The sequence below is a fragment of the Streptosporangium lutulentum genome, assembly GCF_030811455.1.
GTDB lineage: Bacteria > Actinomycetota > Actinomycetes > Streptosporangiales > Streptosporangiaceae > Streptosporangium > Streptosporangium lutulentum.
Genome location: NZ_JAUSQU010000001.1, coordinates 6,991,805 through 7,004,769 on the forward strand (window position 1 = coordinate 6,991,805; position 12,965 = coordinate 7,004,769).

Below are 12,965 nucleotides of genomic sequence, written 5' to 3' on the forward strand. Positions count from 1 at the left end.
GCATGACTAAGACAGTGAACCTGCCTGACGGCACTGCGCTGCCGTTGATCGGCTTTGGGACCTGGCAGCTGCAGCCCGAGGCGGCGTACGAGTCGGTGCGTGCCGCGCTTGAGATCGGTTACCGGCATGTCGACACCGCGACCTTGTACCAGAACGAGTCCGATGTCGGCAGAGCCGTGAAGGACAGCGGCCTGGACCGGGAGCAGGTCTTCCTCACGACCAAGCTCCGCCCGCAGGACGCACGGCGTGCCCGCAGCACCTTGGAGTCGAGTCTCCGGCTGCTCGGCACCGACTACCTGGATCTCTGGCTGATCCACTGGCCGACGGACCAGGACGAGCTCGTCTCGACGTGGCAGGAGTTGCTGTCCGCCAAGGACGCCGGGCTGGTCCGCAACGTCGGGGTCAGCAACTACAGCCCGGAACTGATCGACCTGCTGACCGAGGCCACCGGGCGGCAGCCGGCGGTCAACCAGATTCCGTGGAGCCCGGCGCAGCACGACCCGGCCCTGCTGGAGGAGCATCGCCGCCGAGGCGTGGTCGTCGAGGGCTACAGCGGCCTCAAGAACACCGACCTGAACGACCCGGTCCTCACCGGGATCGCCCAGAGGCACGGAGTCACTCCCGCCCAGGTCGTCCTGCGCTGGCACCTGGAACACGACATCGTGATCCTGCCCAGGTCCTCCCGCCGGGAACGCGTCGCCACCAACTTCGACCTGCAAGGCTTCGACCTCACCCCCGAAGACGTCACCGCGATCGACGCCCTCACCCAAGCCGGCTGACCGAAGACGGCGGGCGAACCCCGCGTGAAGACAATTCGCTGCGGGGCGCCCGCGGACGGGGCGGACGCCGGGGCCGGATTGCGGTCGTTTGTGATAGATCAGGCGCCGGCGTGAACGTGGGCGGGTCGCAGGGAAGACCAGAGCCGACCCGCCTACCGACCGCCCAACGTGCGGCATGACCGGACGTTCCACCGCGAGCCGCCTACGCTGAGGCTGTGTCCGACGATGACGGAAGCCGGCCGGCTCGCGTCGAGGACGTGCGCGAGCCGGCTCTGGCCATGCCGCACGTCACCGTCGAGTACGGGACCGGCGACAATCCGGTCTACCAAGTGGGCGGGAAGTCGTTCGTCTTCTTCCGCACCCCACGGCCGGACGCGGCCGGCCCTGACACCGGGGAACGCTACGTGGATGTGATCGTCTTCTGGGTTGAGTCCGAGGCGGACAAGCAGGCACTGGTTCAGGACGAGCGTCGCGGTTCTTCACCACCGCGCACTTCGACGGTCACCCGTCGGTGCTGCTGCGGGCCAGTCGGATCGGTGAGCTCACCCGGAACGAGCCGGCCGAGGTGGTCCAGGACGCGTGGCTGTCCCGCGCATCGGCGCGCAGAGCGGCAGCCTGGCTCCGCGCACGTCACCCGGCATGATCACACCTCGCCTCCTTGTCCTGCCTACGGGCGGCGTGAGGATCGCGGCAGAAGAGGGCATGTTCGGTGGGACGCGCATGCGTGCTCCGGAGCGTGGATGAAGCGGTGAGTTCAGCGGGATTGGTAGCAGACCGCCTCGACGTTGTTGCCGTCGGGATCGCGGACGAAGGCGCCGTAGTAGTCCGGGTGGTACTCCGGCCAGACTCGCGGCTCATGCAGGGCCTCCGCGCCGGCGCCGATGGCCGCGGCGAAGAAGGCGTCGACCAGCTGGCGGTCGGTTGCCGTGAAGGCGATGTGCGACTCGCGGAAACCGTCGCCGGTCGACTGCCGGCCGATCCAGAACGTGGGGCGGTCAATGCCGTATCCGATGACCGGACCGAATTCCATGATCCGTCGGCCGCCGAGCGGCGCCAGAACAGCGTCGTAGAAGGCCGCGCTCTTGACGAGATCTCCGCACTGAATCGATAAGTGATCAAGCATGGCGGCAGTCTGCCAGACGGCACCGACAGCGGCATGATGAAGTGTCCGCGTCCTCAGCGTCCTCAGCGTCCTCAGCGTCCTCAGCGTCCTCAGCGTCCTCAGCGTCCTCAGCGTCCTCAGCGTCCTCAGCGTCCTCAGCGGCATCGTCGCGCGTTCGCGCGCCCCGCGGCAGATGAGCGCATTGGCGGCCCGCCGAGTCGATCGGCGGGAAAATGGTTGGACGGGACGACATTTGGGCTGATAGCGTCCCGCAGACCGTGACATCGCGCTAGGAGGTGAGACCCATGAACGCTGTATCGATATGGGTGCTCCCTATCTTCTTCACGGTTGGGCGATTGACGTAGGTGTCGCCGGGAGCGCCTCGACAAGGCAATCCCGAAAGGCAACAACCTATGAATTCTGTGCATTTCACTCCGGGCATGAACGAGCCTGCCGTAGTGATCACGCGGGTCGCGGAGAGGCAATGGCACGCCGTGGAGGACGACCGGGTGGTCGGCCGCGGCGACGCTTCGCGTAGACCCGACGGGCGGATCTTCCTCAGCATCGACGCGTGGCACGGCGCGGTCTTTGACCGGCTCGCCGATGCCATGTTGGCGGACCTGCCGAAGCCGCTGTACACGCTGGTCGACGAGGCCGACCTCGACGTGACGTCCCATTGGGAGCGAGCCGGCTTCACGACCCGACGCCGTGAGTGGGAGTATCTCGTGCCCACCGACCCGCGGGTCACGGGACTCGGCTCAGTGCTACCGCCGTCGGACGTGACGACAGTGGCCGTCGGCGAGGCGGAGGAGGGCCCTCTGCGCGAGTTGGACCGCGTGATTCGCGACGAAGTGGAGGCCACCGTCGGATGGCAGGAGATGCCGGCCGAGGTGTTGCCCCGCCTGGACGGCGCCACCCTGCGGGATCCGTCGAAGTACGCGGTGGCAGCACGGTCCGATGAATACGTGGGACTGCTCCGGGTGGCTCCGGTGACCCGGCAGCCACGGATCGGGCTGATCGCGGTCCGGTCCGACCAGCACCGCCGCGGTATCGCGCGGGCGCTGCTCGCCCACGTGCTGGGTTCGCTGCACCGGGGCGGGATCGAAACGGCATCGGCCGAGGTGAACGAATCCAACGGGGCGGCCATGGCGCTGTTCGAGGGCGTCGGCGCCCGGCGTGTGAGCAGCAACCTGGAGTTGGTGCTCCGCTGACGCCTCACCGCGTCACCGCGCGAGGGGACCGGGCCCGAAGCGCGCGCGGCACAGGCCGAGCCGAGCTGATGAGCGAGCCTCGGTTCCCGTAGCGCGCGGGACGGCCGGTCGCGGCCGCCGTCCGCGACAACCACGTCTGCCGAGACGCCTCGATCACGGTTGCGTCAACGTAATTCGTTTCCTCACCGACCCCACGGTCACCGACCGGAGAAGGGCGAGAATATGACAAGAACATCAGACGGCATCGAAGTCGAGGGCACCGTCATCGAGTGCCTGCGCAACGCCACCTTCAAGGTGGAGCTCCAGAACGGGCACAAGGTGCTGGCGCACATCAGCGGGAAGATACGGAAGAACTACATCAAGATCTTGCCGTATGACCGGGTGCTCGTGGAGCTCAGCCCGTACGACCTCACCCGCGGCCGGATCCTCTTCCGATACAGGACGTAGCGGCGGGCGGGACGCGCCGAAACAGGAAAAGAAGTCTCCGATCTGGATCGGAGACATGCTCGACGCAGGAGTCAGAACCGACGACTCGGCTCGGTTCTGACTTCTGCGTCTCGGCCGGGTAGGCACGTCGCCGGCCTGATGCGACAGCGGTATCGAGCGTCTGGCTTCGAGCCGGTCGCTCGATACCACTGTGGCATCGCGTCTTTCGTCGGAGCCGGCCCGTCCGCTCATCGGCATGAAGCGGTTCGAACATCACGCGGCGCATCTGGATCGGGCGGCGATCGCCGTGGTGGTCGACGAGCAGAACCGGGTGCTGATGATGTGGCGGCACCCGTTTCTGTCCGACCGGTGGGGTTGGGAGTTGCCCGGCGGCTTGGTCGACGCGGGTGAGGACGCGATCACGACGGCGGCTCGGGAGGTGGAGGAGGAGACGGGGTATCGGCCCAAGGAGATCGAGCATCTGATCACCTATCAGCCGATTTTCCTACTTGGCCATGCCTGCGGAAAGCAGCGCCGTGTGCTGGTTTGCTCGGGCACCAGCTAGCGATCAAGAAGCTCAGAGATGTTGACGGGTTTGAGCGCCACTATGCATGGGCTTGCGAGTGAATGAGGAGATCGCTTGGTGCGACTGATGATTTGTGGTCACGCTTACTTGGCTGCCGAGCAGGGGTAGCTGGAAGTCCTCGAAATGCCTGTACGGCTTCCACATGACCACCAACACAAAGGCCAGGAGGAGCGCGAGGCTCTGGGCCAGCACGAGTTCCCTGCGGCGATGCTTCCACGCCAGCGCGGCGGTCAACGCCAGAATCACGACCACAACTGCCAGCGACGTGTACGCAACGGTGCTACGGACCTGCATCTCCGCCAGCCACTCCGCACGGGTCGGGTCTCCTCCGGCACACAAGACGCTGTCCCCGTCACAGAGCACCCCCCGGCGCCGCACACGTCCCAAGATCCAATCAACCGCCGCGAAAAGCACTCCGTCCCCGAGCAAGACGGCGACTACGGTCATGATCCGCATAAGTACAGGGCTCGACTTCGCCTGCTGGTCGGTCACGCGTGGATCGTACGAGAATCTTCCCCGCCGCGTTCTATGAGTTGCTTTTTTCCAGGTACGACAGTTACCCATCGTGGAGCGGTTCCCGAACCATCGATATCGATCTCTGTCGTATCGGGGCGCATGCCGTCCTTGAGTACGCGGTGGAGCTGGACGCCAACCCTCTGCACAAGGTCAAGTGGAAGCCGCCCAAGGTCACCGAGGCCGTGGATCCCTGTGTCGCGGTCAATCCGCGGCAGGCTCAGAAACTCCTGACCATGGTCACCTACATGGGTGGACGTGGCCGGGGCCGGCGGCTCATGGCGTTGTTCACCTGTATGTACTACGCGGCGCTGCGTCCGGCCGAGGTGGTCAGTCTGCGGCTCCAGGACTGTCACCTACCGCTCAGGGGCCGGGGACGGCTGACCGTCGATGTCTTCCGGCCGGAGGTCAACACGCACTGGACGGACAGCGGGAGGAGCAATCGTCAATACCTGTGGATCAAGATCTTTTAAGCGGCTGCGGATGGGACGTGGTCGTCGGGTCGTTCGACGAGCTTGCCGCCGGTGAAGGTCGCCCCGGCGCGGACCAGCGCGACCAGATGAGGGGCGTTGACCGCGCGCCAGCGGGCCTGGGCGGACTCGATCAGCTTGAACGCCATGGCCAGCCCGGCAGCGCGTGAGCCGGGCCCCTTGGTGACCTTGGTGCGGTGCCGGACGGTGGCGAAGGTCGACTCGATCGGGTTGGTCGTGCGTAGGTGCACCCAGTGCTCGGCCGGGAAGTCATAGAAGGCGAGCAGCTCCTCGAGGTCGTCGACCACCTTGGTCACGGCCTTGGGATACTTGGCGCCGTAGGCGGCCTGGAAGCCCTTGACCGCGGCCTGGGCATGGTTTTTGTCCTCGGCGTTCCAGATCTCGGCCAGGGCCTTCTTCGCTGCGGGGTGAGCGGACTTCGGCAGCGCCCCCAGCACATTAGCGATCTTGTGAAACCAACACCTCTGCTCTCTGGCCTGCGGAAACACCTCCCGAAGCGCGGACCAGAACCCCAGCGCACCGTCCCCCATCGCCAGCACCGGCGCCCGCATCCCGCGCCTTTTGGCATCGCGCAGCAGATCGGCCCACGACTCAGCCGACTCCCGATAGCCGTCGCTCAGCGCGACGAGTTCCTTGCGGCCATCAGCGCGCACCCCGATCATCACCAGCAGGCACAGCTTGTGCTCCTCCAGCCGGATGTTGACGTGGATGCCGTCGACCCACAGGTAGACGTAGTCGGCGCCGGACAGGTCGCGGGCGGCAAACGCGCGCTGCTCGCCCTTCCAGGTCTCGGTCAGACGAGTGATCACCGGCGCGGACAGGCCCGCGGTCGAGCCGAGGAATTGGCCCAGCGCGGGGATGAAATCGCCCGAGGACAGGCCGTGCAGGTACAACAGCGGCAACACCTCGCTGACCTGCGGGGTCTTACGCGCCCAGGCCGGCAGGATCGATGAGGAGAACCGCTGACGCTCACCCGTCTGCTCGTCGATGCGCTTGTCGTTGACGCGCGGGGCCGTGACCTCGATCGCGCCGGCCGCGGTGAGGATCTCGCGCGGCTGATGGGAGCCGTTACGCACCACCAGACGGCGACCGGCCGCATCGCGCTCGTCAGCGAAGGCGGCGATGTAGGCGTCCACCTCGGCCTGCAACGCGGCGGCCAGCATCTTACGGGCGCCCTCACGGACGATCTCATCGATCAACGAGGAGGCGGCGGCCGTCGATGAGCTGTCGTCAGCGGGCGGTTCGGGCACTACGGTGAGCGGCACGGGTGTGCCTTCCCGACCGACGCGCCAACGTCGGCCTTATCTCGAAACCATCATCGGATGATCCGGGAAGGTACACCCCTCCCCGGCAGATCCACAGGTTTCGATCATTGCTCCAGCGGGAGCACACACGAAGAACGCGGGCTCAAGCATCGTGGTCGTGACGACGTGCGCCCGGTCCCGATCCCGCCCGAACTCGTCAAGATCCTTCGGCAACACATCGACGAGTACGGGACCGGGGAAGACGGGCGGCTGTTCCGTAGCGAACGCGGCGGAGTGATCGGTTCAACGGCCTACACCGAGGTCTGGCAAGAAGCCCGGAAGCTGGCTTTCACACCCGCTCAAGTGGCATCGCCTCTCACGCGCAGACCGTACGACCTGAGGCATGCGGCGGTGTCGCTGTGGCTCAATGCGGGCGTCTCGGCTCCTGATGTGGCAGAGCGGGCCGGACACAGCGTGGACGTCCTCCTGCGGGTCTACGCCAAGTGCCTCGACGGGCACAAGGATGTGGCCAACAAGCGGATCGGTGACGCGCTGACCGTATGACCTGCCTGCCGTACGACCAGGACCCCGGAAGCGCTCCGGGGTCCTTCTGCGTTTTGGGGAATCGGTTCTCAGTGCTGTGTCGCCTGGGCGGCGCGAACGGCGGCGGGAACCTGCTGGAGATAGAGCCGGAATCCTTCCGCTTCCGGCTCGAAGCCCAGCGAGGTGTAGAGGCGATGGGCTCCATCGGTGGCATGGCGCTTGTGGGACAGGAGTTGGATCTTGTTGCACCCTGCAGATCGAGCGTCGCTGAGGAGTCGGCGCATGATCGCGGTGGCTATGCCCGTGCGGCGATGATCGATGGCAACTACGACTGCTTCGACAAATGCGGTGGGGGCACAGTTGTAGGTCAGGTTCGGCATCGTCATCAGCGTTGCCGTCCCGACTACCTGATCGTTGATCTCAGCGAGGTAGACGGTGAGATCGTCGGATCGCATCATCCGTGTCCAGGTCTGCTGTTCAAGATCCGAGACTGCGCGGGGAGAGCCGTCGTTGGGGTCCCGTTCGGCGGCGTATATCTGCAGGATCGCCGGCAGGTCCTCTGGACGGGCGGTTCGAACAGTGCACGTTACGACAGCGTCCATCACTTGATCAGCATGCCCGTCTTGAGCGGTCATCGCCACCAAGGCAACGTCTGCAAGCTGAGGGGGCAGACGTTGGCTGAAACGGCGCCAGAAAGCCCGGATCACCTGGGAAAACACGGCCAAGATCATTGCACGCATATTGGTGGAGTGGTGACATGCGGCTGCTTGGAGCTGCGTTTGGCTGCATGTCCCGGAAAAGCAAAAGAGCCCCTTGCGGGGCTCTGAGCTGGGAAAAGCTGGTGTGGCAGGTGCAGGACTTGAACCTGCGTAGGCTGAGCCGACGGTTTTACAGACCGCTCCCTTTGACCACTCGGGCAACCTGCCGTGTCATCCGCTTGCGGCGACAGGAAGAAGAATAGCGGACTTCGGGGCGGGACGTGACATCCGCGGAGACCCCCCGTCGATAGCCTGCCTAACCATGACTTTCGCGACCTACGCTGCTTCTCACGGCCGGCCCCGTACGGGGGGTGAAGTCGCGTCGATCCCTTGCGGAGACGGCGGAAAACCGGTCTCTCGACGCCGTCGTCCTGATGTTGACGGTCACCTTCATCCTGAGCCGATAAGCGAAGCGCTAGGGTCGACAAGAGAGCTAGAGAGGATAGTCGACGCATGGCCGACAGCAGTTTTGACATCGTCAGCAAGATCGACCACCAGGAGGCCGACAACGCGCTGAACCAGACGGTCAAGGAGGTCGGGCACCGATTTGACTTCAAGGGTACCGGCGCGACCATCGCCTGGTCCGGTGGCCAGAAGGCCGTAGAGATCAAGGCGAACAGCGAGGAGCGCGTCAACGCGGTCCTCGACGTGTTCAAGGACAAACTGATCAAGCGGGGGCTCTCGCTCAAGATCCTGGAAGCGGATGAGCCCAGGCTGTCAGGCAAGGATTACCGTCTTCAGGTCACCCTCAAGGAGGGCATCGACCAGGAGCACGCCAAGAAGATCTCAAAGATCATCCGCGACGAGGGGCCCAAGGGCGTCAAGGCCCAGATCCAGGGTGAGGAGCTGCGGGTGAGCTCCAAGAAGAGGGACGAGCTGCAGGAGGTCATCGCCCTGCTCAAGGGCAAGGACCTGGAGATCGCCCTTCAGTTCACGAACTACCGCTAGCAGGCTGGGCGATCATGGCTCTGGACTGCACGTTCAGGGTTCGCTCCGCTCGGGAGGGCACATCCGGGGCACACGGCTGAGGGCACCGTCCACCAGGGCGCGTGCTTTCTCCTGTGCCTCGGGCCACCCCGCACACCGGAGCCCCGCCTACCTCCTCGTGCCACCCCATACACCGGGACCCCGCCTGCTTTCTCGGGTCACCCCGCACACCGGGGCCCGTCTACCTCTTCGGCGTCGCCCCGCACACCGGGACCCCGCCTATCTCTTCGGCGTCGCCCCCTCGATGTGGCGCAGCGCCTCCTGCAGATAGGTCCTGAACACCGGATAGTTCTCGCTCATCGGGAAGTGGCCGATCTCCGGCATCTCGATGAAATGGCCGCCCTTGATCTGCTGGGCGCTGCGCCGGCTGTCCTCCGGTGTCGTGAGGTAGTCATAGGTTCCGGTCATCAACACGACCGGGCATTCCTCCCCGTTGATCTCGTGGAGCCGGTCTCTCAGGTCGTGGTCCACGGAGTAGAAGTACAGGTCGCCCTTGAACGCCTCCGCACCCTGGCTGTAGTAGAACCAGGTGAGCCGCCGATCCATCTCGGGCGACTGGGGTGCCATGAGGTCCCAGACACCGCTGGCGCACACCTGGGCGGCGTTGGCGTGAGGGTGTTGCCACCAGTCGAGATAGAAGCCGGGTGAGTAGTCGGCGGCCTCGACCGGGATGACTCCGGCGAAGCGATCCGGGCGGCGCAGCGCGAGTTGAAGCGCGACGTTGCCGCCGAACGAGGAACCCATGAAGATCGGGTCCTCCAGTTCGAGGGCGTCGCAGAACTCGATGATGAAGTCGACGAAGTAGTCGGCGGTGAGCCTGTACTCCTCCTTCCACCACTCGGTGTTGTGCGGCGGGTCGGACTTGCCGTGCCGTGCCAGGTCATAGGCGATCACCCGGTAGTCGCGGGTGATCTCCTCGTCTTCCAGCAGGTCGCGCCACTGGTGGTTGTGGCAGCCCGCGGTGTGCTGGCAGACGAGCGGACGGCCCCGGCCGTTCTCCAGGTAGAAGACCTTGCATCGATCGCCCTGTACGTCGATCGTGACGTAGTGCCCGGTGACGGGCGAAATGACTCCCCGCGCCATCGCTCCTCCCTCACACCGGCGCGCCGGTGACGCGCAGCAGTTCGAGCTGGCGGGTCAGGCATCGCAGGTTCTGCATGAGCACGAGCAGGTCGCCCTCAAGGCTCATGTCCTCCCTGAACGAGGCCGCCCAGATTCCGTGGAACATCGGCGGAGGCGGGTTCTGGGAGAACTTCCGCCAGGTGTCGGCACTCGCCCGGAGCGCGAACTGGTACGCCTCCAGCGGGCCGGGATCGGCGACGATCTCCTCGATCTTCCCGCGATGAACGCGCACGATGTAGCTTCGCTCACCCATGTCGAGCAGGTAGTCGCACGAGAAATACCTCCCGTGCGCCGAGATCTCGGCGTCCCCGTCGGAGACGCGCTGGAATTCCTCCGCCCAGCGGTCGGCCACAACCGTGGTCCTCATAGGACGTCCCTCCCGGCTCCGGACGGTCGCGGATGGGTTCTCCGTACGCTCCCGACGCTAGGAATGCCGCTCGCCGAAGTCCAATAGCGAATCCACGCCGGGTGATAGACGGCGTCTAACACCCGGCGTCGGGTCCCTGGGGAACGAGTTCTACCGTGGAAGGGTGGACGAGAATCTCCGTCTGGTGCGTTACTTTCTCGCGGTCGCCGAGGAGTTGCACTTCCGCCGGGCCGCCGCACGCCTGTTCGTCTCTCAGCCGACGCTCAGTGATCAGATCCGCCGTCTGGAACAGCACCTCGGCGTGCAGTTGTTCGAACGCACCGGCCGCGGAGTCGTCCTGACACCGGCAGGCAAGGAGTTCGAGGGTGAGGCTCGTACGGTTCTCACCGCCTGGGAGCAGGCGGTCGCGATCACCCGGAGTGCGGCCGCGGAACGGATGCGGACGTTCGTGATCGGGTTCGTGGCCAACGCCGCCGCCGAACTCACCCCGTTGATCACACGGCGCTTCCGCGGTCGCCATTCGGGCATCGGCCTGGAGATGCGTCAGTACGATTTTCGCGAGCCGCTCGCCGGACTCGGCGCCGGCCAGGTCGACGTGGTGCTGACCCGGCCTCCGCTGGGGCACATCCCGTGGCTGCACACCCGGACTCTCTTCGCCGAGCCACGCGTGCTCATCGTCCCCACCGCTCACCTTCTCGCCGGCCGTGACACGGTGAGCGTCGAGGACGTGCTCGACGAACCGTTCATCGCCTGGAAGGCCCCTGGGCCCTGTCGTGATTTCTGGCTCGCCCTGGACCAGCGGAAGGGCCACCCGATCCGCATCGGCCGAGAGGTCGTCACGGTGGACGAATGCCTGGAGTCGATTCTCATGGGCGCGGGGGTGGCATTCGCACAGGCTTCGTCGCGACGCTTCTACGCGCGCCCGGGCCTGGCCTTCGTCCCCACGACGGGGCTGCCTCTCACCTCCGTCGTCGTGGCCTGGTGCTCCGATCACGAAACCCCGCTGGTGCGGGATTTCGTGCATGTCGCCCGCGAGATCGCCGAGATCGACGGGTGCCGGGTACCGGTTCCGGGTGCCGTGCCAAGAAGCGCTGCCTTGTAATTCGCCGGTACCGTCGCCGTCCTGCTGGTCGCCGGGTGCGGTGGACAGGGACGACAAGCGGCGGATCAGGTAGCTGCCAGATGAGTGACGACGAATTATCTTTCTTTTCATGGGGAAAATTCACGACAAGCTCAACGATCGGCTGCGTGAGTTCATCGGAGCGCAACCGGTCTATTTCATCGCGACCGCGCCCGAGCAGGGCGGTCATGTCAACGTCTCCCCCAAGGGATACGCCGACACCTTCACCATCCTCGACGACACCACGGTCGCCTACCTCGATCTGGACGGCAGCGGCGTGGAGACCATCTCCCACCTCCGCCAGAACGGCCGCATCACGATCATGTTCTGCGCCTTCTCCGGTCCCCCCAACATCCTTCGCCTGTACGGCACCGGCCGGGTCCTCGTGCCGGAAGACCCCGATTTCTCCGACCTGATCAAACGGTTCGGCCCGCACCCCGGCGTCAGGTCGATCGTCGTCGTCGACTGCGACCGGATCTCCGACTCCTGCGGTTTCTCGGTGCCGTTCATGTCCTTCGACAAGGACCGGACGCTCCTGGACAAGTGGGCGGGGCGCAAGGAGGTCCAGCAGCGGCGCTCCTATCGCGCCAAGAACAACCGCGAGAGCATCGACGGCATCCCCGGTCTCTCTCCGGAGGAGACCGATCCGGTGGTTCACCACTCCTGAAAGGGGACCGGCCCCATCCCGATGACACCTGCGGCGGCACCGTCGGCCGGCATCCCGCGCGGCGTACAGTAAGCCCGTACGCGACGGCCCCCCTGTCCGAGAGCTCAGGGGGGTGCTCGATGAGGCTGTTGCGCCTGCTGGCCGTTCCCGTCGGCGTGATCGTCGTCGTCGGGATGGGGACCACGGCGGAGGCGGAGGGCAGGGAGATCCTGGTCCGCTACGCGGGACTGGGCGATTGTGACTGCGCCCCGTGGAAGCTGTGGATGCGGGACGGCCGGGTGATCAAGCTCCCCGAGGCGCGGGTGTTCTCGGTGGGCGGGCGACGGGCGCCGCTGGCGCTCTCCCCGGACGGGCGGTACGTCGCCTACTTTCAGCTCAAGGACGGCGCCCTGGTCATCCGCGAGATGTCCACCGGCACCGTACGGAGCGTTCCCGGTGTGACGTGGTCTCGCGAACTGCGCACCGCACGACTCGATCTCGCCCCGGCCGGGCGCTACGTGGTCCTGGGCAACGGACGAGACAGTCAGGTCATAGACGCGCAGAGTGGGATGAGTTCAGCGGTACCGCTGGGACTGCGGCCGTGGAGCTTCAGCCCCGACGCCAAGTTCGTGCTCGCGGTGGACGACTCCTTCCGAGCGGGGATCTACTCGACGTCCCCCTGGGGCGAGACGGGGCGGGTCCCGGTAGGGGGCGCGCTCAGCCCGGACGGCAGGACCGTCGCCCACTTCACGGCCCGCGACTCGGCCATCAGCCTGTGGGACGTGGCCACGGGCAAGGCCATCACGCTCAGACCGATCGCACTGCCTGCCAGGAAGATCCCGATCCGGCTGCGCTGGGACGGCGAGGGCCGTCTCGACCTGCAAATGGTCACTCCCCGCAGGGCGCGGGGCAGGATCGGCGTCCCCTATGCCTGGTATCGGGTTGATCCCACGACGGGCCGCGCGTGGCGGATCGGTGCCTTCACCGTGCCCAGTTCGGTTCGCCATCCCATCGTCACCGGACTTGCCCCGTGACCGGAGCCTCGTTCGCAGCCCGGTCCTCGGGCTTGG

At 65.9% G+C, this 12,965-nt stretch carries 16 protein-coding genes and 1 tRNA gene; 10 read left to right on the top strand and 7 right to left on the bottom strand.

The genetic code is table 11. The features are described from left to right. The first annotated feature begins 2 nt into the window (after nt 1-2). Entirely contained in the window at nt 3-779 is a 777-nt protein-coding gene (locus tag J2853_RS31120; RefSeq protein ID WP_307564187.1) for an aldo/keto reductase, read from the top strand. Between the two features lie 754 nt (nt 780-1,533). Here J2853_RS31120 and J2853_RS31125 read toward each other — a convergent pair. Next, nucleotides 1,534-1,902: a VOC family protein gene (locus J2853_RS31125; protein ID WP_307564189.1), complete on the bottom strand. Its 369-nt coding sequence runs from the start codon at nt 1,900-1,902 to the stop codon at nt 1,534-1,536. Between the two features lie 419 nt (nt 1,903-2,321). Here J2853_RS31125 and J2853_RS31130 point away from each other — a divergent pair, with 419 nt between their 5' ends. From J2853_RS31130 to J2853_RS31140, 3 genes are all read left to right on the top strand, one after another. Further along, complete coding sequence (locus tag J2853_RS31130) at nt 2,322-3,092, top strand: GNAT family N-acetyltransferase (RefSeq protein WP_307564191.1); 771 nt, start codon at nt 2,322-2,324, stop codon at nt 3,090-3,092. A gap of 222 nt (nt 3,093-3,314) precedes the next feature. Then, complete coding sequence (gene infA / locus J2853_RS31135) at nt 3,315-3,539, top strand: translation initiation factor IF-1 (RefSeq protein ID WP_307564192.1); 225 nt, start codon at nt 3,315-3,317, stop codon at nt 3,537-3,539. Nucleotides 3,540-3,774: 235 nt separating this feature from the next. Then, entirely contained in the window at nt 3,775-4,083 is a 309-nt protein-coding gene (locus J2853_RS31140) for an NUDIX hydrolase (protein WP_307564194.1), read from the top strand. A gap of 12 nt (nt 4,084-4,095) precedes the next feature. Here the strand turns inward: J2853_RS31140 and J2853_RS31145 are convergent, their stop codons facing one another. Next, nucleotides 4,096-4,596: a hypothetical protein gene (locus J2853_RS31145; protein ID WP_307564196.1), complete on the bottom strand. Its 501-nt coding sequence runs from the start codon at nt 4,594-4,596 to the stop codon at nt 4,096-4,098. A 2-nt stretch (nt 4,597-4,598) separates the two neighbouring features. Between J2853_RS31145 and J2853_RS31150 the strand changes: the two genes are divergently transcribed. Beyond that, nucleotides 4,599-5,090, top strand: coding sequence for a hypothetical protein (locus J2853_RS31150; protein WP_307564198.1), 492 nt, complete (start codon nt 4,599-4,601; stop codon nt 5,088-5,090). On the opposite strand, the gene J2853_RS31155 is transcribed toward J2853_RS31150, so the two are convergent. Next, the gene (locus J2853_RS31155; RefSeq protein WP_307568692.1) at nt 5,087-6,358 is read right to left on the bottom strand and encodes an IS256 family transposase; all 1,272 of its coding nucleotides are present in this window, start codon (nt 6,356-6,358) and stop codon (nt 5,087-5,089) included. The two genes, J2853_RS31150 and J2853_RS31155, sit on opposite strands and share 4 nt — an antisense overlap. A 180-nt stretch (nt 6,359-6,538) precedes the next feature. On the opposite strand from J2853_RS31155, the gene J2853_RS31160 reads away from it, so the two are divergent. Continuing rightward, complete coding sequence (locus J2853_RS31160; RefSeq protein WP_307564200.1) at nt 6,539-6,916, top strand: site-specific integrase; 378 nt, start codon at nt 6,539-6,541, stop codon at nt 6,914-6,916. Between the two features lie 68 nt (nt 6,917-6,984). Here J2853_RS31160 and J2853_RS31165 read toward each other — a convergent pair whose 3' ends face one another. After that, nucleotides 6,985-7,626, bottom strand: coding sequence for a GNAT family N-acetyltransferase (locus J2853_RS31165; RefSeq protein WP_307564202.1), 642 nt, complete (start codon nt 7,624-7,626; stop codon nt 6,985-6,987). 113 nt (nt 7,627-7,739) lie between these two features. Further along, nucleotides 7,740-7,821, bottom strand: a tRNA-Tyr gene (locus J2853_RS31170). A 285-nt stretch (nt 7,822-8,106) separates the two neighbouring features. Between J2853_RS31170 and J2853_RS31175 the strand changes: the two genes are divergently transcribed. Then, the gene (locus J2853_RS31175) at nt 8,107-8,601 is read left to right on the top strand and encodes a YajQ family cyclic di-GMP-binding protein (RefSeq protein ID WP_307564204.1); all 495 of its coding nucleotides are present in this window, start codon (nt 8,107-8,109) and stop codon (nt 8,599-8,601) included. A 258-nt stretch (nt 8,602-8,859) separates the two neighbouring features. Here the strand turns inward: J2853_RS31175 and J2853_RS31180 are convergent, their stop codons facing one another. Beyond that, on the bottom strand, nt 8,860-9,723 hold the full coding sequence (locus tag J2853_RS31180; protein ID WP_307564206.1) for an alpha/beta fold hydrolase: 864 nt from the start codon (nt 9,721-9,723) through the stop codon (nt 8,860-8,862). Nucleotides 9,724-9,733: 10 nt separating this feature from the next. Beyond that, nucleotides 9,734-10,129, bottom strand: coding sequence for a hypothetical protein (locus J2853_RS31185; RefSeq protein WP_307564208.1), 396 nt, complete (start codon nt 10,127-10,129; stop codon nt 9,734-9,736). Between the two features lie 163 nt (nt 10,130-10,292). Here J2853_RS31185 and J2853_RS31190 point away from each other — a divergent pair, with 163 nt between their 5' ends. The 3 genes from J2853_RS31190 (at nt 10,293) to J2853_RS31200 (ending at nt 12,929) form a co-directional block, all read left to right on the top strand. Next, nucleotides 10,293-11,231: a LysR family transcriptional regulator gene (locus tag J2853_RS31190; protein ID WP_307564210.1), complete on the top strand. Its 939-nt coding sequence runs from the start codon at nt 10,293-10,295 to the stop codon at nt 11,229-11,231. Nucleotides 11,232-11,340: 109 nt separating this feature from the next. Next, nucleotides 11,341-11,916 carry a pyridoxamine 5'-phosphate oxidase family protein gene (locus J2853_RS31195; RefSeq protein WP_307564212.1) on the top strand — a complete coding sequence of 192 codons (576 nt, stop codon included), beginning with the start codon at nt 11,341-11,343 and terminating at the stop codon, nt 11,914-11,916. Nucleotides 11,917-12,035: 119 nt separating this feature from the next. Further along, nucleotides 12,036-12,929, top strand: coding sequence for a WD40 repeat domain-containing protein (locus J2853_RS31200; RefSeq protein WP_307564214.1), 894 nt, complete (start codon nt 12,036-12,038; stop codon nt 12,927-12,929). The last annotated feature ends 36 nt before the right edge of the window (nt 12,930-12,965 follow it).